Source organism: Delftia sp. SD018 (assembly GCF_017355445.1).
Lineage (GTDB): Bacteria > Pseudomonadota > Gammaproteobacteria > Burkholderiales > Burkholderiaceae_C > Comamonas > Comamonas acidovorans.
In genome coordinates this window covers 58,509-77,412 of the sequence record NZ_JADDRN010000018.1, presented here as the reverse complement: position 1 = coordinate 77,412, position 18,904 = coordinate 58,509, and the positions used below count along the sequence as shown (strand labels likewise).

Genomic DNA, 18,904 nt, shown 5'->3' with positions numbered 1-18,904 from the left:
GATTCCGATCAGGCCCATCAATTCATCGATATGCATATGCGACTCTTGACCACAGCAATCTTTACAGCACTTTTCGCATTGCCTGCCGCAGCCCAGGTCTTTCAATGCAAGGATGCTTCTGGAAAGTCAACTTTCTCAGACAGTCCTTGCAGCAGCACTGACACTGGAGCTCTGATACAGCGCAAAAAATCGGACGATGAGATCTCCCGTGAACGGGCTGATGCAGCACAGGCGAATGAACAAAAGTATCAGCGCCAGATGAACGAAATGCAGCAGCGCCAGATCGAGAGCCAGCAGCGTGTCATCGAGCAGCAAGCCCGCCAGACAACTGCTCCTGCGCCCGAGCAGCTCGGCGCGTCCCTTCAGTGCAAGCAGGCGCGCAAGGAGCTGGAATTCGTCTCCAGCATTCGCACCATTTCCCAAGACGAAAAACGCATGCGGACCAATGCCGCGATCACGAGTGTCAATGCCGCATGCGGCTCAAATACGCCCCTGATGCAGGAGCCGCCGAAGGTGATTGGGACACCGCGAGTACCTCACTCCATTCAGCAACCAGTTTCTCAATGAGAACCAGGCACGGAACTGCCAGATATCGAGCGCAATCATGACTCCTCTCGCGCCACTCACCAGCGGGGGAACATGTTCAGGCATTCTCCCAATGCCACACAGCCTCTTCAGACCGCCGCCAACCCGGTCTTCACCGACTTCGCCAACAGGCGACCATCCACCAAGCCTTCTCGACATCGTCGTCGCCAAGACGTTCCAGTGTGTAAGCCACTGATACGGTTGCGCGGAGCCAACCTTGTCCTGCCTGCCTGCGTTCGTTGGATAAGGATGTTCAGTCCCACAGTGAGATGGTGCGGATGAAGTCTAAAGCGGCTTGGATCTTTTTCCCATGCCTCGCAAATCGCCCTGAATGGTGTCTTCCACCTGAGCGCCTTCAAGTGCTTGCCGAAGTTGTAGCTTTGAACGAAGGCCTGGACATGCTCCCGTAGCTGCTCCAGTCCTTCGTACTCGTACGCCTTGATCGTGGATTCCTTGATAGTCCGGTTCATGCGCTCGACCATGCCGTTCGTCCAGGGGTTCCAGGGGTGGTACGGCTTGGTATGCCTTTTCTCAACGTCATTGAACTTGCAGATGCGCTCGAAGATGTGACCGATGCATGTGTCGGTGACGCCGCCTCTGAAGCGTTCTTGTCCCGTAAAGGCCATGCCGTTGTCCGTCAGAACGGTATGTATGCGGTACGGGAAGGCCACAAGCACCTACCGAAGGAACTGTGCTGCATTGGCTTTCGTGGCCCTGTCAAAGAACGCGACATGCGTGAATTTTGTGACTCGGGCTATGGCGACAAACATGTGCTGTCTGCCACTGGAGATCTTCATTTCGGCGCTGTCGATGTGCACGAAGCCGAGCGTCGTTTCTTCAAACTTTCCGTGCCTTCGTGGCAGGTGCGTTGCGGGTTGTCGGCTGATTCCGTGACGCTGCAGGCATCGATGCAAGGCGCTGCGGCTGAGCTTGGGTGCTGTCTCCAGGAGTTGCCCCATGAGATCGTTCAGCGACAGATGCCGTTGCTTGCGCAACGCAATCGCCAAGTGTTCTTGCTCTTGGGAAAGATGCTGGCTTGCTCTGTCCCGAGGACCCATGGGCTCATCAAGCACCGAGGTGCGCGCACGCCACTTGGCCACGGTCTTGGGGTTGATGCCGTAGAGCTTGGCCAAGGACCGATGGGAGCCGGTCGCTAGCTGGAGTTCTGCGCGGATACGCGGCGTCGTGCGGGCGCTGCCATGCAGGCGGATTGCCATAGTGCTTTCTCCTGTTCTAGGCTGAAGAATGCACCATGACTTCCTGGGACCGTACATCTAATCACACCCAACTGAACGATGCATGAGCGAAGGGGCCGCTGCTCCTTCCCTGATGCATCCGGTCCTCGATCACTGCTTGATGGAGCAGCAAGATCATGAAAGGCTAGGGACGGATTCTCTCGTAAGTCGCAATACCTTTGGTCTTGGTGGAGTAGAGAATTAGCTGATTCTTTTTATTTAGATTCATTGATGTTTTATAAGCCATTCCATTAGGAAGCGGATAGATCATTGTCACCACATCCCCCTCTAATCGATACAATCCCTCGGTCCGACGACCATCATTTCTAATAGCTGCCACCGCCCCGCTCTTACTAAACTCCAGATGATCTTTCGGATCTCCGTCTGTATCGTGCTTCATCTCCCAGAGACCTATTATTTGACTCAACTCAGCGCCAAATACGTCATTCGCGCCACCCAAAAATATTGCAAGCGATATAAAAACAGGCTTCAATCCCTTAAGCATCATTCAACCCTCTCTTGAACAAGTAACTCTTAGAAAATAACAACCACTTATAGCGGATATCGCTTTAGTGCGTCACTCATCTTTGACGAGTGGCGAATCCTAACCTCCCATAGTCCGTTTGGCAGTCGCCTCTCGGGCTTTTTTGCGCCCATGCCACAAGTCACATCACCCGCCCTGCGCTATCACGGCACCAAGTTCCGGCTGGCGCCCTGGGTGCTCCAGCACTTCTCCGAGCACCGCTTCTACGTCGAGCCCTTCGGCGGCGCGGCCGGCGTGCTGCTGCAGAAACCCCGGGCCTACGCCGAGGTCTACAACGATCTGGACGACGACATCGCCAACTTCTTCCGCGTGCTGCGCGACCCTGGCCAGTCCGAGCGACTCATCCAGTTGCTGCACCTCACGCCATACGCGCGGGCCGAGTTCGACCTGTCTTATCAAGACTGCGACGACCCCGTGGAGCGCGCCAGGCGCACCGCCGTGCGGGCATGCATGGGCTTCGGCTCAGCCGGCGCTACAAAGGGAGTGACGGGCTTCCGCATTGACACTGCCAGGCCCTACGGCACGGCACAGCACCTCTGGAGCCGCTACCCAGGCCAGCTGCCGCCCATCATCGAACGCCTGCAGGGCGTGCTGATCGAGAACCGGCTGCCATCGAGGTCATGCAGCAGCACGACACCGCCGATACGCTGCACTTCGTGGACCGGCCCTATGTCTTCGGCACGCGCTCGCTGCGCAACGTGGCCCAGGGCTGCTACCGGCACGAGATGACGGACGAGAAGCACCTGGAGCTACTGGGCGTACTGCGAGGCCTGCGCGGCATGGTCGTGCTCAGCGCCTACCCATCGGAGCTGTACGAGCGCGAGCTGGCCGACTGGCAGGCCCACACCACCGGCGCCCGCATCTCTGCTGGCCGTGGCACAGCGGTCAAAACCGAAGTGCTGTGGCTCAACCCAGAGTGCCAGCAGCGCCTGGCCGTGCCACCCGCCTTGCAGCAAGCGCTCGGGATCTAGCTCGAGCAATTCTCCTGCCAGGCCGGCCATGACAAGCCACCGAACTGGATCAACGGCAAAGACAGCGGGCAATTCCTGATCGAAACGGCCAAAAGTTAGGCGAGGGGCTGCCGATACACCAAGTAAGGAGGTGCGCGCCAAGTCTAGGCGGCGCCTCAAGCCCCTGGGTGCGCGCGCCAGGGGCTTTTTCTTCCCAGGCGACGCCCAAACTGGATCGTTGGCAAGGATCGGGAGCAATTCCTGATTGCAAGTCAGTGGCAGACGTATACACCACTGATTAAGAGCTCGTAAAAATAGCGAGCCATGAGAAATTAATATCTCGCATGGTCGCCAAAAATTCGATTCAACGCAATTTATATGCAAACGCAAATGCTTTAACTATTAGTTTGTGTGCCTCACCCCAAAACCACGCAAATTATCCAAGTATCCAGGGGCATTATCTGTGCCACATTGCTTGCAGACGCCATCAATACCTTTTCGAAGCAACTCTTCGATTGTGACTGGCGTTGTTGGGAACGGGTTCTCTTCCTGCGTGACGACTATCGTGAATGTATCCCAATATGTTCCTTCACCCCACGACCAACGATATTCTCCAGGTCTAAGTCCTAAACTACTAAGGGTCCAGTCGTTCCATCTAGCGAGTGATTGAAGAGGTGCGCCGGACACATACCCGTTTGGCACCATTAGAGTACCCCACGATGCATCAATACCTACAGCATCACCTTCTGCATACGTGGCATCTATAACCCCGGGAGCAAATCCAAATCGATCAGGCCCAGTAACTTGCCCTAGATATATACCGGGATTACGCTTGCCTAATGCCAAAAGCCCATAACCAGAGGCAATATTGGGTTGAATAACGCGAGTATATACATCCCCCTTTAAACTTATCATATTAATTGACCCACTCCCCACCGCAATAACGTCACTGCCAGACTGATAAATTGTCACTGTGTAATGCGCATGCGCACAAACGGAAGTAGCAAAAGCAATTGCTGCAATCAGTTTTTTAAATTTCATTTAACCCTCTTTGCTTATTACCAAATTTTACAACAAACCATTCTAGTTTATCTTGAGCAATCGACAGGTATCTCGAAGCCGCCCGGCCCTGCCGCGAGCGGCTTTTTTTGGCCCAAATTTCAAGGAACCGCATGCTTACCCCCTCAATTTCTCCTGCCCCTCGCGGCCAAGCTGGTGATCGACCTTTTCGCCGGCGGCGGTGGCGCATCGACAGGCATCGAGCAGGCCATCGGCCGCCCGGTCGATGCCGCCGTCAACCACGATGCCGACGCCATCGGCATGCATGAAGTCAACCACCCGCAGACCAAGCACTATCGCGCCGACATCCGCGAGGTGGACCCACTGTCCGTGACCAAGGGCGAGCTGGTGGGCCTGCTGCACGCATCCCCGGACTGCACGCACCACAGCCAGGCCCTGGGTGGCCAGCCGCGCAACGGGGAAATCCGGTCGCTCGCATGGATCGTCATCCGCTGGGCGGGCAAGACCCAGCCCGATGTCATCACGCTGGAGAACGTCGAACAGATGATGCAGTGGTCCCCGCTGATTGCGAAGCGCGATCCAGCCACCGGCCGCGCCATCACGCTGGACCGCATCACGGACCCCGCCACGGGGAAAGCCACCTTCCGCGTAGCCGACCCCGGCGAGGTGGTGCCGCGTCGCAATCAGTTCCTGGTGCCGGACCCGAAGCACAAGGGCCGCAACTGGCGCCACTTCATCCAGGCGCTGCGCGACCTGGGCTACAAGGTGGAATGGCGGGTGATCTGCAACGCCACCCTGGGCTCGCGCAGCACCCGCACACGGCTGTACCTGATCGCCCGCCGCGACGGCCTGCCCATCGTGTGGCCAGCGCAGACGCACTGGAAGAATCCGAAGGCGGGCCAGAAGCCATTCCGCCAGGCAGCCGAGTGCATCGACTGGAGCATCCCCGGGCAAAGCATCTTCGGGCGCAAGAAGGAACTGGCGCCGGCCACCATGCGGCGAATCGCGCATGGCCTGGACAAGTTCGTGCTGAACAGCCCCCAGCCATTTATCGTGAACATGGCCCACGGCGGGAAGATCGAAATGCTCGACCGCCCCATGAGCACCATCGCCACGGAAAAAGGCGGCTGCCGTGCACTGGTGTCGCCCACCCTGATCCAGATGGGCTATGGCGAAGCCAAGGGCCAGGCGCCGCGCGTGCTCGACCTGTCCCAGCCCCTGGGCACGGCCGTGGCCGGCGGCATCAAGCACGCCGTCAGCTCGGCATACCTGGTGCAGGCCGGGCACGGTGAAGGCAAGGACGGCGGCAAGCGCTGGAGCCACGGCGCCAACGACATCCGGGGGCCGCTGGGCACTGTGACGGCCAGCGGCGGTGGGCAGAGCCTGGCATCCGCGTTCATGGTCCAGGCCAACGGCGGGTTCAACAGCACGCCGGCCCGCGACCTGCGCGACCCCGTATCGACCGTGACCACCAGCGGCAGCCAGCAGCAGCTGATCGCCGCCCACCTGTGCACGCTACGCAGGAATAGCGTGGGCCGCGACATGCGCGAGCCAGTGCCCACCGTCACGGCCGGGGCCGAGCACCATGCCCTGATCCAGTACCACCTGTCGCCCGAGCAGGAGGCCGGCGCCCTGCGCTGCGCCGCCTTCCTGATGCGCTACCACGCCAGCGGCGGCCAGTGGGCGGACCTGCGCGACCCCATGACCACGATCACCACGCGCGACCGCCTGGCGCTCGTGACCGTGTGGCTCAAGGGCGAGCCCTGGGTGATCGTGGACATCACGCTGCGAATGCTGGTGCCGCGCGAGCTCCACAACGCCCAGGACTTCCCCCCTGGCTACGTCATCGACCGGACCGCCTCCGGCAAGCCCCTGACGAAGACCGCCCAGGTGCGCATGGTCGGCAACTCCGTGAGCCCCGTGCCCATGCAGCAGATCGTTTCGCTCAACTCGCCCGAGTCCACGGCCTGGCAACTGCGGCGGTCCGCCTGACCCCTCCAACCCGTCCCGCCACGCGCTGGCCGCCGCAATGCCGCGGTTCTACGAGCGCGCCCACGACAACAAGGAAACCTGACCATGGCCAGCAAGAAGCCCAAACACTGGCGCGACAAGCGCGCGCCGCTCCCCGACAACGAGGAACCACCCACCTGGCCCGCACCCGCGGGCCTTTTTCATTGAGGACGCCCATGTCCAAGAGCATCACTCTGAACTTTGCTCCTGCCGTGCTCGGCCGCGAGCATGCCGCAGCCTACGTGGCGCTGAGCGTCAGTTCCTTCGAACAACTGGTGCGTGAGCGCCAGATACCCCGGCCCCGCCAGCTGTCTGCCAGGCGCGTTGGCTGGCTGCGCGCGGAGCTCGATGACTGGTCCGCCCGTCGGCCAGCGTCCGAGCTGCTGCCACCTGAGAACACCGGTGCCCCTAAGCCCCGATGAACTCCTCCAACTTCGCATCGAGCGCTGCCAGCCATTGGCGGCGCTCTGCGTCGTACCTGTAGAGGTTGTAGTCGCCGGCCACGCCAGGGAGGACGTGGCCAAGGATCGCCTCCCCCACCTCATGCGGACAGCCCATCGACGCAAGGATGGTGCGCCCCGTCCGCCGAAGATCATGCGGCGACCAATGCGTCACGGTCAGCCGCACCCGCTTGTGCTCGGGCTTCGTCTTACTGTAGGGCTGCAGATAGTGCACCTTGGTCTGCATGTAGGCCTGGGTCTGCCCTTTAAGCACACCATCGCGCCCGATGCTCGGGAACAGCCATTGCCCCTCATTCGCCAGCAGACGTCGCACGATCTGCTCGGCCCGACCGAACAAAGGCACACGCAGGTCATGTGCGACCTCAACGTGCCGAATCTTCATTGCCTCCTTGGGCACGGTCCACCAAAGCACACCCGCCTCCTCCGACAACTGCTTCTTCTGCATCTGGCAGATCTCCCCGCCACGCGTGCATGTCCACAGCTGCAGCGTCAGGAAATCCTGAACCTGCTGGCTGAACATCGACAGCTCGCTGCCGATCAGCGTCTTGATCTCCGCTCCGCTCAGCACGCGCTTGCTGGTGCCTTTGTGTTTTCCATCTCGCACTGCCCCTTTGCTGCGAAGCTTGTGGGACGTGCGTTCCGCCCACCAGTTGGGCATGCCGTCCGGAATTCGCCCTGACTCCAGCCCCACGCGCCATGCAGCTGCCATCTCCGTCTTCACGGACTTGGCCAAGACGGGGCGGTCGGCGAGACCTTCAATGACGTCGTAGACAAAAGAGCGCCCCACCTCGGCCACGGATGTCGACTCCCGTCCCGAGATCGCATTGCGCAGACGCTGCTCGATGTTGCGGGCGCCTTAGCCTCCCGATTGACCTTGAGATACCGGGCGGCATAGTCGTCCACCAGCCTGGCCAATGTGTAAACCTGTGCAACCGGTTGCGCCAAAGCCTTGCGCGCCAGCTTTCGCTCGTCCGCTGGATCTCTTCTCTGCTCAAGCAGGTCCCGTGCTGCCTGCCATTCGGCTGCAGACTGGGCTGGCGACATGGCTGGCCATTGGCCGAGCTTGACCTGCTTGAGCTTTGCCGAATCCGCCAAGCTTCTGTAACGATAGGTCCAAGATTTCGTGCTGGCCGTCGCTTCGAGCCTCAACGCTGGGCAACCTTGTACGACAATGTGTTCGCCCTGCTTTAGGGTCTTGGCTGAACGTGCGTCAAAGAACATCTGAAGCTACACCTTGAGTGCCGGAAAAACCTACACAAAACCTATACCGAGCGGTGAGGTGTAGACGAGTCCAGGCAAGCGCAGATGACGCGCAAAGGTAAGCGCAGGAATGGAATAAATCATTTGCCGACAACATCTTACGCGGCAAACCAGAGATAAATCAAAGGCTTATGACGGATTCACAGGCAATGAACATCATCATTCTTGACGACTACCAGGACGCCGTGCGCAAGCTGGACTGTGCTCGTCTGCTGGAGCCCTTCAACGCCAAGGTCTTCACCAATACCGTCAAGGGCGTTGGCCAGCTGTCGGTGCGGTTGCGCGATGCGGACATCATCGTGCTGACCCGCGAGCGCACGCAGATCAGCCGGCAGCTGCTGGAAAAGCTTCCGCGCCTGAAGCTGATCGCGCAGACCGGCAAGGCCGGCGCCCATATCGATGTGCAGGCCTGTACCGACCAGGGCGTTGCGATTGCCGAGGGCGTGGGCTCGCCCATTGCGCCGGCAGAGCTGACCTGGTCGCTGATCATGGCGGCCACGCGGCGGCTGCCGCAGTACATCGCCAACCTCAAGCACGGCGCATGGCAGCAATCGGGCTTCAAGGCTGCGTCCATGCCTGCGAATTTCGGACTGGGCAGCGTGTTGCACGGGCGCACGCTGGGCATCTGGGGCTACGGCCGCATTGGACGGCTGGTCGCGCACTATGGCCATGCCTTCGGCATGCAGGTTCTGGTCTGGGGCAGCGAAAGCTCGCGCCAGAAGGCGCAGGCCGATGGCTTTGCGGCGGCGGACTCGCGCGAGGCTTTCTTTACCGAATCCGACGTGCTGTCCATGCATCTGCGACTGCATGAGGCCACACGCGGCATCGTCACGGCGCAGGATCTGGCACGCATGAAGCCGACTGCCCTGTTCGTGAACACCTCGCGCGCGGAGCTGGTGGAGGCCGATGCCCTGCTGGGTGCGCTCAACCGAGGCCGGCCGGGCCTGGCGGCCGTGGACGTGTTCGAGAGCGAGCCCATCCTCCAGGGCCATGCGCTGCTGCGGCTGGAGAACTGCATCTGCACGCCGCACATCGGCTACGTGGAGCAGGACAGCTACGAGCTGTACTTTCGCGCTGCCTTCGACAATGTGGTGAACTTCGTTGCGGGGCAGCCCAGCAACATCCTCAATCCCGAGGTGTTCTCAGGCCCGGCCCGCGCAGGCTGACGACCGGATCAGGCGGGGGCTTGCGCCACCCGCCCTTGCCCTGCACTCAACGGCCGCCCTGGCCGGAGTCGCCACGTGCGGCCGTGGCGCGAAAGGCCAGTTCATCGGCCACCGCCTCATAGACGGCCTGGCGCACGACGGATTCCACCTCCTCGCGCAGACGCACGACGATGGACCGAGTCTGCTGCTGAACCACGGTGGCAATGGCGTCGCGCAGGCGCTGGTCCAGCACCAGGTCCACACGCTGCATGAGGCGATGGACCAGATATTCCTCGGTGACCTGCTGCGCATGGCTGTCCCAGATGGACTCCATGGTGGGGGCTGCCGGCATGGCAGGGGAAGCCGGCGTCGCCCCGGCAGCCGCCTCTGCCACGACAGCCTGCACCACCGGGACCACCAGGTCGGCAGGGACCACTTCCCCTGCCGGTGCCACGTCGCCCGCTGCAGCCACATCTGCCGCACCAGCCACATCAGCCATTTCGGCCAGACGGCTTTCCTGGGCCAATTGCATTTCCACGGACGGGGCGCTGGGCGGCTGATAGTCCGAGAGCACGGGCTGCATTGCAGGTGTCGGGATTTCCTCGGGTGCACCCTGCTCGGCGACCATGGGCCGCTGGGGTTCCAGGTCCTGCGGCAGCGGCGGCAGGGACGCAGGCAGGGTGACCACGCCACGCCGAGGCGCCAGCATGCCTTCGCTGGCCCAGGGCGTCGCTTCGTCCGTCAGCGGCAGTTCGGACACGGGGTGTGCCAGGGGTGCCGGGGGTTCGACCGCCTGAACCGGTGCCTGCACCGCATCCACCGCAACGACATCGGTGAGCGTGGGAACAAAGCGCGGTGGGGTTTTGGAGGGAGGAGCGCTCATGGCTTACTCCTTGAGGACCAGGTCATGGCGCTTGATGGAAATACCCTGGGCCGCATAGTGCTTCCAGCGCTGCCGGGCCAGGTGGCGGTCTTCATCGTCGGTGGCGGAAACCACTTCGACGACACGCGCAAAGCGCTCGAATCCTTCGGGCACTTCGCCGCCCAGGTTGACCAGCATGTCGTGGTGCGGCGCGCCGTCCAGCCGCTCCAGCAGAACGATGGGCGAGAAGGCCATGATGTCTGCCCCATCGCCTTCGCCCGCATGGGCCAGGAAGTCGGTGGGCGAGACACTCCACAGCCTGGGCGACAAGGCCTTGAGCAGCGGCGGCGACCCCAGCACCACCAGTTGCGTGCGGTGCCTGAGCGCCTTGCGCGCCAGACGGCAGACATAGGCCAGCTTGTCGGGCGCGTTGAAATGGAACGCCACTTCAGTCAAGCGATGCTCCCTTCAAACAGGCCCGGGCTGACGGGGACGATGCGCTCATGCCTGCTCCGGCTGAGCGGCAACTGCAGCCTTGCGGCGGCTGGCAGATCCTGCCTTGGGTGGCACCGGCTTCTTGGGTGCAGCAGCTTTATGGGGTGCCGCAGCCTTGGCCTGCGCCTTGCCAGCATCGATGCCGGCCAGCAGATAGTGCAGCAGCAGGCCCACGGGGCGGCCGGTACCGCCCTTGGCGGCGCCGCTCTTCCAGGCCGTGCCGGCGATGTCCAGGTGCGCCCAGGGAATGTCGCCCACAAAGCGCTGCAGGAACTTGGCTGCCGTGACTGCGCCACCCGCGCGGCCAGCCACATTGCCCATGTCGGCGAAATTGCTCTTGAGGCCTTCGCCATACTCCTCGTCCAGCGGCATGCGCCAGCAGGGGTCCAGTGCCGCATCGCCGGCCTGCTCCAGCGCGCGGGCCAGTTCGTCGCTGGGCGAGAACATGCCGCTGCGCAGCCCGCCCAGGGCGATGACGCAGGCGCCGGTCAGCGTGGCGATGTCCACCATGGCGCGGGGCTTGAAGCGGGCGGCGTAGGTCAGCGCATCGCAGAGCACGAGACGGCCTTCGGCATCGGTGTTGAGGATTTCTATGGTCTGACCGCTCATGCTGGTGACCACATCGCCCGGCTTGACGGCAGCGCCGCCGGGCATGTTCTCGGACGCCGGAATGAGGCCGACGACATTGACGGCCGGCTGCAGCCGGGCCAGCGCATGGAACACGCCCAGCACGCTGGCGGCGCCGCCCATGTCGAACTTCATCTCGTCCATTTCAGCGGCAGGCTTGAGGGAGATGCCGCCGGTATCGAAAGTGATGCCCTTGCCGACCAGCACCACGGGCGCGGCGCCCTTGGTGCCGCCGTTGTAGTGCAGTTCGATGAAGCGCAGCGGCTGCTCCGATCCCTGGGCCACGGCCATGAAGGCGCCCATGCCGAGTTTGGCGACTTCGGCGGGGCCGTGGATCTTGCAGCTGATGCCGGGCAGCTTGGCCAGGGCGCGGGCCGCGTCAGCCAGCAAGGTGGGCGTGGCGTGGTTGGCGGGGCGATTGGCCCATTCGCGTGCCAGGGTCATGCCTTCGGCCTGGGCCACGGCGGTCTTGAAAGCGTCGGCAACGCCATTCTTGTCGCCCGCCTTGACGGCTGCGGCAATCACCAGCTTCTTGAGCGCCACGGGCTTGGCCTGCGGCTTGGTGTGGGTATAGCTGTAGCAGGCATCGGCCGCCGCCAGAACGGCGGCAGCAACGGCAGGACCTGCCGCATCGAAGCCAAAGCACAGCAAGGCCTTGCCAACACCGGTCGCCTTGAGCGCGGCACCTGCGCCGGCCACGGCCTGGCGCACTTCCCGTGCCGAGCCGTTGCCCGCGCCCAGCAGCACGACGCGGCGTGCAGCGACGGCCGGCAGGCCGTACAGTGCCAGCTGCTTGCCGGCTGCCGTTTCGAAATCTCCGGCCTTGACCGCGTGTGCGACCAGGGTGGACAGCGCGTCGCTGCCCGTGACCGTGGCTTCGGTCACCAGCACCAACAACAGGTCACACTTTTCACGTACTGCTGCGGCAGTCGTCAACGGCTTCAGTTCAAAGTTCATAATCGGCGTTTTCCTTTCAGCCAATGTTATTCGATTCATCCATACGCAAAGAGCTGGCCCGCAGCTTCGGTGCCACGGTCGTGGTGCTGATCACGGTCGTCATGACCATGATGCTGATCCGCACGCTGGGCCAGGCTTACAAGGGCAATGTCAGCCCTTCCGACGTTCTGCTGGTCATGGGCTATACGGTGCTTGGCCAGTTGCCCACGATTTTGGGCCTGGGGCTTTTCGTGGCCGTGGTCGGCTCGCTGTCGCGCATGTACCGCGACAGCGAGATGGTGATCTGGTTCGCCGCAGGCCAGGGGCTGGCCAGCCTGCTGCGCCCGCTGCTGCGCTTTGCCTGGCCGGTGCTTGCCGTGATCGCCGTGCTGGGCCTGGGCATCCTGCCCTGGGCCAATCAGCAGATCGAGCAGATCAAGACCCAGTTCGAGCAGCGCAGCGACATTGACCGCATCGCCCCCGGCGAGTTCCAGGAGTCTGCCGGCGGCTCGCGCGTGTTCTTCATCGACAAGGACGTGCCCAGCGCCACCGCTGCCAACAATGTGTTCATCGTGGCCAATGAGCGCGGGCGCGAGTCCGTGACCTCGGCGCGCGGGGCGCGGCTGGAAGTGGTCAAGGGCGAACGCATGGCCGTGCTGACCGACGGCCAGCGCATGGAAACGCAGACCAGCGACGGCTCGGTGAAGATCAGCGAGTTCAAGGAATACGGCACGCAGCTCGGCAGCGGCAGCAATCTGGCCGCGGCCGAGGAAATGGCCGCGCGCAGCACGTACACGCATGAGCTGCTGCCGCGCACCGAACCCATCTACCGCGCCGAGCTGGGCTGGCGCATAGGCCTGCCGCTGGCGGCGCTGAACTTCGTGATCCTGGGCCTGGCCGTGGCCAGCGTGAACCCGCGCGCGGGCGGCAGCGGCAGCCTCATGCTCGCGCTGTTCGCCTTCATCGTGTACTACAACCTGATGACGCTGGGCGAGAACTGGGTGGCCTCGGGCAAGCTGAGCATGCCCGCCATGACGGCCCTGCTGCACGGTGGAACATTGCTGCTGGCACTGCTGGTGCTGCTGGCACGGCACAAGCGCTGGTCGCCGCGCGACCTATGGCGCAGGCCCTGCAAGCCGGCTGCCCTGGACGACGCAAAGGCGGTGCCCTGATGAGAGTTCTGAGAAACCTGCTGTACCGCGACATCATCGCGGCCGTCAGCTATGTGACGCTGGCCTTCCTGGCGCTGTTCTTCTTCTTCGATCTGGTCGATGAGCTGCGCTGGGTCGGGCGCGGCGGCGACAACGGCTACCAGATCACGCACGCCCTGCTCTTCGTGGTGCTGCGCATCCCCAGCCACCTGTACGAGCTGATGCCCATCACCGTGCTGATCGGCACCATCTACGTGATGGCGCGCTTTGCCCAGAGCTCGGAATTCACCATCATGCGCACCAGCGGCATGGGCCCCTGGCTGGCGCTGCGCACGCTGATGGTGCTGGGCCTGGGTTTTGTGCTGGCCACCTTCGGCACGGGCGACTACCTGGCGCCGGCGGCCGAGAACGCGGGCCAGAACATCCGCGCCATCCACCTGGCCCAGCTGTCGCGCGGCGCCACGGGTGCCTGGCTCAAGGAACGCCAGGGCGATCACTCCATCGCCATCAACGTGCGCGCCATCCGCGGGCCCGGTGATTTCTCCAACGTGCGCATCTTCGACTTTGACGGTCAGGGCCGCATCTCGGCCCAGATCCATGCGCAGGCGGCGCAGGTCAGCGAGGATGGCGAATCCTGGACGCTCCAGGGCGTTGAGGCCAGCCGCCTGAAGGCCAAGGCCGACGGAGGTATGGTGCTGCTGCGCGAGAAGGAGGACAGCCTGGTCTGGAAAACCGGCATCAGCGCCGAAATGGTCTCGGCCGCGCTGCTCAAGCCCGACCGCATGTCCACCATTTCGCTGTTCCAGTACGTGCGCCACCTGGAGGCCAACGGCCAGGCCGCGCAGAAGTACGAGATCGAGTTCTGGCGCAAGGTCTTCTACCCCATGAGCTGCCTGGTGATGGTGGTGCTGGCCCTGCCCTTTGCCTATCTGCACTTCCGTTCGGGCGGCATCGCGGCCTATGTGTTCGGCGGCGTCATGGCCGGCATCAGCTTCTTCCTGCTGAACAACGTGTTCGGCTACATCGGCACGCTGCAGACCTGGTCGCCCTGGCTGACCGCTGCGGCGCCGGGCCTGCTCTACAGCCTTCTTTCATTGACCGCCTTCACCTGGCTGGTGCTGCGCCGCTAGGTCCGTTGCCATGCAAAACGACACAACAGCGGCCGGCGCTGCCGGCCTGATCCTGCTGGCCCACGGCTCCCGCGACGCCCTGTGGCGCCAGCCCATCGAGGCCGTGCTCGGCGCCGTCCGGCAAACGCGGCCCCACGGCCTGGCTGCATGCGCCTACCTGGAAGCCTGTGCGCCCGATCTGCCCACCGCCGCGCGCGGGCTGGTCGAGGCGGGCGCCACGCGCATCACCGTGCTGCCCCTGTTCCTGGGCACGGGCAAGCATGCGCGCGAGGACATCCCCAAGCTGGTGCAGGAGATCCGCGACACCCACCCACAGGTGGCCGTGGAACTGGAGCCTGCCGTGGGCGAGCATCCGCGTGTCACGGCCCTGCTGGCAGAGCTGGCGTTGGCGGCCGTGGAGCCTTCCGGCAGCTCAGGAAGCTGAAATAACGAATCGCTTCTTTATATAAATGCAGCATAATGGCGCGCTGCACCCAGCTGTCACCGCCATGAACCTGCACCAATTCCGATTCGTCCAAGAAGCGGCGCGCCGCAACCTCAACCTCACCGAGGCGGCCAAGGCCCTGCACACCTCGCAGCCCGGCGTCTCCAAGGCCATCATCGAGCTGGAGGAGGAGCTGGGCATCGACATCTTCGCGCGCCACGGCAAGCGCCTCAAGCGCATCACCGAGCCCGGCCTGGAGGTGCTCAAGAGCATTGAACTCATCATGCGCGAGATCGGCAACCTCAAGCGCATCGGCGAGCAGTACAGCGCCCAGGACAGCGGCACGCTGTCGATTGCCACCACCCACACCCAGGCCCGCTACGTGCTGCCGCCCGCCGTGGCACGGCTGCGCGACCTGTATCCCAAGGTCACCATCAGCCTGCACCAGGCCACGCCGGCCGAGGTGGCGCGCATGGTCATCGACGAAATCGCCGACATCGGCATGGCCACCGAGTCCCTGGCCGACTACCCCGATCTCGTCACCCTGCCCTGCTACGAATGGCAGCATGTGCTGGTCATGCCCACGGGCCATCCGCTGGCGCAGAAAGAGCGCATCACGCTGGACGACATCGCCCATGAGTCGCTGATCACCTACCACCCCTCGTTCACCGGGCGCGGCAAGATCGACCAGGCCTTCGCCACGCGCCGGCTGCGTCCGCGCATCGTGCTGGAGGCCATTGACTCCGACGTGATCAAGACCTACGTGCGCCTGGGCCTGGGCATCGGCATCGTGGCCGAGATGGCCATGCGCGACGATCCGGTCAACGACCTCGTGGTGCGCCCCATGGGCCATCTGTTCGGCCAGAGCGTGGCGCGCGTGGCCATCAAGCGTGGCGCCTATTTGCGCAACTTCGTCTACCGCTTCGCCGAACTGCTCAGCGACCGCCTGACGCGCGACCTGATCATGCGCGCCATGAGCGGCCACGTGCACGACTACGAACTCTGATCCTCCGCCCCACCGGGCCCGCAGTGCGGGCCCGTTCCCGTTTTCCGCTGCCTCCGCCATGACCTCTGCCACGCCCCGCACGCCCGCCTTCCCCAGCCGCCTGCCCCATGTGGGCACGACCATCTTCACCACCATGTCGGCGCTGGCCGCCGAACACCAGGCGGTGAACCTGGGCCAGGGCTTCCCCGACTTCGGCTGCGACCCCAGGCTGGTCGATGCCGTCACGGCCGCCATGCAGGCCGGCCACAACCAGTACCCGCCCATGCCCGGCCTGCCGCAGCTGCGCCAGGCCATGGCCGACAAGATGGAGGCGCTGTACGGCCGCCGCTACGACGCGGGCACCGAGATCACGGTCACGGCCGGCGCCACGCAGGCCATCCTCACCGCCATCCTGGCCACCGTGCATGCGGGCGATGAGGTCATCGTGCTCGACCCCTGCTACGACAGCTACGTGCCCAATATCGAGCTGGCCGGCGGCGTGCCCGTGCGCGTGCCGCTGACGCCGGGCAGCTTCAAGCCCGACTTCGCCAAAATTGCCGCCGCCATCACGCCGCGCACCCGGCTTTTGATCATCAACAGCCCGCACAACCCCAGCGCCACCATCTGGAGCGATGCCGAGATGCTGCAGCTGCAGGAACTGCTGGCGCCCACCGACGTGCTGCTGATCAGCGACGAGGTCTACGAGCACATGGTCTACGACGGCCGCCAGCACCAGAGCGCCGCGCGCTTTGCCGGCCTGGCGGCGCGCGCCTTCATCGTCTCCAGCTTCGGCAAGACCTACCATGTCACGGGCTGGAAGGTGGGCACCGTCGCCGCGCCGGCCGCGCTCACGGCCGAGTTCCGCAAGGTACACCAGTTCAACGTATTCACCGTCAATACGCCCATGCAGGCGGGCCTGGCCAGCTACATGGCCGACCCTGCGCCCTACCTGCAGCTGCCCGCCTTCTACCAGGCCAAGCGCGACCTGTTCTGCCAGGGCCTGGAAGGCTCGCGCCTGCGCCTGCTGCCCACGGCGGGGACCTACTTCGTCTGCGCCGACATCTCGGCCGTGTCGGACCTGGACGAAGCCGCGTTCTGCCAGTGGCTGGTCCGGGAGCATGGCGTGGCGGCCATCCCGCTGTCGGCCTTCTATGGCGACGGCTTCGACCAGCGCGTGGTGCGCTTTTGCTTTGCCAAGCAAGACAGCACGCTGCGCGCGGCGTTGGAGCGGCTGCGCAAACTCTGAAGCCGGGCGCGGGGCAGCGCCCACGCCGGGTTGTCCCGTCATCCTCTGAGATGACATGGCCCCTCCGTCCCTGGTCTTACGCTCGGGCGACAGGAGACACAAGCCATGCGAACCGACCACGCCCCACGCGCCTTGCGGCGCGTTTTTCCATCCACGGCCGCCTTTGCCGCATCCCTTCTCATGGCGGGCTGCGGCGGTGGCAGCAGCCCCACTTTGGCCGATGCCGCAACGCCGGCGGCCGCCTGCGCCGACCTGCCTGGCAGGGCAGGCCTTGCGGCCACCCGGCTGTCCACCAGCTATGTGCCGCCCGACACCCGCAGGCCGGGCGGCGCCAGCACCGGCGCGCTGCTGCCCGGGCACTGCGTAGTCACCGGCGCCATCAACCCGCGCGTGGGCGTGGACGGCAAGAACTACGCCATCGGGTTCCAGCTCAGCCTGCCGGACCAATGGAACGGCCGGTTTCTCTTCATCGGCGGCGGTGGCAACGACGGCATCCTGCGCGACACCTCGCTGAGCTCCAGCATCTCTGGCGCAACGCCTTCGCCGTTGGGCCAGGGCTTTGCGGTGGTCTCCACCGACGCGGGCCACACCGGCACCACGGCCAGCTTCGGTGCCGACCCTCAGGCCCGGCTGGACCACGCCTACAACGCCTACGACAAGACCGCCGTGGCGGCCAAATCGCTGATCTCCACGCGCTACGGGCGCAAGCCTGAGCACTCCTATTTTTCGGGCTGCTCGGGCGGAGGACGCCAGGGCATGGTGTTCTCGCAGCGCTTTCCCGACTACTTCGACGCCATCACGGCCGGTGCCCCTGCCATGCGGGTATCGAGCGGCGCCACGGTGGCCGCGATGTGGAACACCATCGAGTTCGACGCCATCGCGCCGGCCGACAGCAGCGGCCGGCGCATCCTCTCCCGGGCCTTCAGCAACGAGGACCTGAACCTGGTGGCCAAGGCAGTGACCGCCTCCTGCGATGCGGCCGACGGCGTGGCCGATGGCATGGTGAACCACGTCAAGGCCTGCCATTTCGACCCCGGCGTGCTGCAGTGCGGCGGCGCCAAGTCTGGCAGCTGCCTGAGCAGCGGACAGGTGAACGCGCTCAGAAACGTGTTTGCCGGGCCGCGCAACTCGGCAGGCCAGGCACTGTATGCGGGCCAGCCGTGGGATCCGGGCCTGGCAGCGCCGGGCTGGCGCACCTGGACACTGGGCAGCTCCACCACCGCCACGCCGGATTCGCGCTACATCACGCTGATCGTGGATGCGCTGGTCAACGAATTCCTCACCCCGCCAGACCTGGGCTTCAACCCGCTGGCCTTCAATTTCGACACCGACCCGGCGCGCATGCAGGCCTACTCGGCCATCTATGACACCTACCGGGACGACCGGCTCACGGCCTTCCGGCAGCACGGCGGCAAGATGCTCTTCATCCACGGCATGTCCGACCCCATCTTCTCAGCGCTGGACACGCTGGACTACTACGAGCGCCTGGCCGCCAACAACGGCGGCATGCAGGCCACGCAGGACTTTGCGCGCACCTTCCTCGTGCCGGGCATGAACCATTGCTCGGGCGGCCCGGCCACGGACAGCTTCGACTCCATACAGGCCATGGTCGACTGGGTGGAGAAAGGCATCGCCCCGGACACCATCGCCGCCAGGGCCCTGCCGTCCAGCGCGGACTTTCCGCAGCGCACGCGCCCGCTGTGCCCGTATCCGAAGATTGCCAGGTACAGGTTCGAGGGCGCAGCCGCCGGCACGGGCAATGTGGAGGATGCGGCCAGTTTTGTCTGCGCCCTGCCCTGAGCCTGCGCATCTGCGGGCTGGACGGCGCAGGGCCGAAG

Annotated in this window: 18 protein-coding genes and 1 pseudogene; 12 read left to right on the top strand and 7 right to left on the bottom strand. The window is 64.0% G+C overall.

Annotation, left to right across the window (positions count from 1 at the left end):
- The first annotated feature begins 36 nt into the window (after positions 1-36).
- Entirely contained in the window at positions 37-567 is a 531-nt protein-coding gene (locus INR38_RS18270) for a DUF4124 domain-containing protein (protein ID WP_123695834.1), read from the top strand.
- A gap of 284 nt (positions 568-851) precedes the next feature.
- Here the strand turns inward: INR38_RS18270 and INR38_RS18265 are convergent.
- A pseudogene (locus INR38_RS18265) lies at positions 852-1,802 on the bottom strand (IS481 family transposase); the annotation flags it as partial.
- A gap of 163 nt (positions 1,803-1,965) precedes the next feature.
- Entirely contained in the window at positions 1,966-2,328 is a 363-nt protein-coding gene (locus tag INR38_RS18260) for a hypothetical protein (RefSeq protein ID WP_148078962.1), read from the bottom strand.
- A 147-nt stretch (positions 2,329-2,475) separates the two neighbouring features.
- On the opposite strand from INR38_RS18260, the gene INR38_RS18255 reads away from it, so the two are divergent.
- Positions 2,476-3,093 (top strand): DNA adenine methylase, encoded by a 618-nt coding sequence (locus tag INR38_RS18255; RefSeq protein ID WP_238003355.1) that lies wholly within the window; start codon positions 2,476-2,478, stop codon positions 3,091-3,093.
- Positions 3,021-3,335: a hypothetical protein gene (locus INR38_RS28730; protein WP_242699104.1), complete on the top strand. Its 315-nt coding sequence runs from the start codon at positions 3,021-3,023 to the stop codon at positions 3,333-3,335. The genes INR38_RS18255 and INR38_RS28730 overlap by 73 nt, the downstream gene beginning before the upstream one ends.
- Positions 3,336-3,716: 381 nt before the next feature.
- Here INR38_RS28730 and INR38_RS18250 read toward each other — a convergent pair whose 3' ends face one another.
- Entirely contained in the window at positions 3,717-4,355 is a 639-nt protein-coding gene (locus INR38_RS18250; RefSeq protein ID WP_148078963.1) for a hypothetical protein, read from the bottom strand.
- Positions 4,356-4,529: 174 nt separating this feature from the next.
- On the opposite strand from INR38_RS18250, the gene INR38_RS18245 reads away from it, so the two are divergent.
- Positions 4,530-6,326 carry a DNA cytosine methyltransferase gene (locus tag INR38_RS18245; protein ID WP_347566760.1) on the top strand — a complete coding sequence of 599 codons (1,797 nt, stop codon included), beginning with the start codon at positions 4,530-4,532 and terminating at the stop codon, positions 6,324-6,326.
- A 194-nt stretch (positions 6,327-6,520) separates the two neighbouring features.
- Positions 6,521-6,766 carry an AlpA family phage regulatory protein gene (locus INR38_RS18240; protein WP_123691097.1) on the top strand — a complete coding sequence of 82 codons (246 nt, stop codon included), beginning with the start codon at positions 6,521-6,523 and terminating at the stop codon, positions 6,764-6,766.
- Here the strand turns inward: INR38_RS18240 and INR38_RS18235 are convergent.
- Positions 6,753-7,601: a tyrosine-type recombinase/integrase gene (locus tag INR38_RS18235; protein WP_207475983.1), complete on the bottom strand. Its 849-nt coding sequence runs from the start codon at positions 7,599-7,601 to the stop codon at positions 6,753-6,755. The genes INR38_RS18240 and INR38_RS18235 overlap by 14 nt on opposite strands.
- A 613-nt stretch (positions 7,602-8,214) precedes the next feature.
- Here INR38_RS18235 and INR38_RS18225 point away from each other — a divergent pair.
- Positions 8,215-9,231, top strand: coding sequence for a D-2-hydroxyacid dehydrogenase family protein (locus INR38_RS18225; RefSeq protein WP_063326267.1), 1,017 nt, complete (start codon positions 8,215-8,217; stop codon positions 9,229-9,231).
- Between the two features lie 46 nt (positions 9,232-9,277).
- Here the strand turns inward: INR38_RS18225 and INR38_RS18220 are convergent, their stop codons facing one another.
- The 3 genes from INR38_RS18220 to INR38_RS18210 are packed head-to-tail and all read right to left on the bottom strand — an operon-like array spanning position 9,278 to position 12,151.
- Positions 9,278-10,093 carry a hypothetical protein gene (locus INR38_RS18220; protein WP_207442625.1) on the bottom strand — a complete coding sequence of 272 codons (816 nt, stop codon included), beginning with the start codon at positions 10,091-10,093 and terminating at the stop codon, positions 9,278-9,280.
- Between the two features lie 3 nt (positions 10,094-10,096).
- On the bottom strand, positions 10,097-10,528 hold the full coding sequence (locus INR38_RS18215) for a DNA polymerase III subunit chi (RefSeq protein WP_207442626.1): 432 nt from the start codon (positions 10,526-10,528) through the stop codon (positions 10,097-10,099).
- A gap of 45 nt (positions 10,529-10,573) precedes the next feature.
- Positions 10,574-12,151, bottom strand: coding sequence for a leucyl aminopeptidase (locus INR38_RS18210; RefSeq protein ID WP_034393088.1), 1,578 nt, complete (start codon positions 12,149-12,151; stop codon positions 10,574-10,576).
- Positions 12,152-12,174: 23 nt separating this feature from the next.
- Between INR38_RS18210 and lptF the strand changes: the two genes are divergently transcribed.
- The 6 genes from lptF to INR38_RS18180 all read left to right on the top strand — a co-directional run bounded on the left by lptF (position 12,175) and on the right by INR38_RS18180 (position 18,866).
- Positions 12,175-13,302 (top strand): LPS export ABC transporter permease LptF, encoded by a 1,128-nt coding sequence (lptF, locus tag INR38_RS18205; RefSeq protein ID WP_013802622.1) that lies wholly within the window; start codon positions 12,175-12,177, stop codon positions 13,300-13,302.
- Positions 13,302-14,411, top strand: a complete 1,110-nt coding sequence (lptG, locus tag INR38_RS18200) for an LPS export ABC transporter permease LptG (RefSeq protein WP_034393081.1) — start codon at positions 13,302-13,304, stop codon at positions 14,409-14,411. Before lptF ends, lptG begins: the two co-directional genes overlap by 1 nt.
- 10 nt (positions 14,412-14,421) lie before the next feature.
- A complete protein-coding gene (locus tag INR38_RS18195) occupies positions 14,422-14,835 on the top strand; it encodes a CbiX/SirB N-terminal domain-containing protein (protein WP_207442627.1) in 414 nt (137 codons plus the stop codon).
- A gap of 64 nt (positions 14,836-14,899) precedes the next feature.
- The gene (locus INR38_RS18190) at positions 14,900-15,841 is read left to right on the top strand and encodes a CysB family HTH-type transcriptional regulator (RefSeq protein ID WP_034398475.1); all 942 of its coding nucleotides are present in this window, start codon (positions 14,900-14,902) and stop codon (positions 15,839-15,841) included.
- Between the two features lie 58 nt (positions 15,842-15,899).
- On the top strand, positions 15,900-17,066 hold the full coding sequence (locus tag INR38_RS18185; RefSeq protein WP_034393073.1) for a pyridoxal phosphate-dependent aminotransferase: 1,167 nt from the start codon (positions 15,900-15,902) through the stop codon (positions 17,064-17,066).
- Positions 17,067-17,171: 105 nt separating this feature from the next.
- Positions 17,172-18,866, top strand: coding sequence for a tannase/feruloyl esterase family alpha/beta hydrolase (locus INR38_RS18180; protein ID WP_123691110.1), 1,695 nt, complete (start codon positions 17,172-17,174; stop codon positions 18,864-18,866).
- Positions 18,867-18,904: the final 38 nt, after the last annotated feature.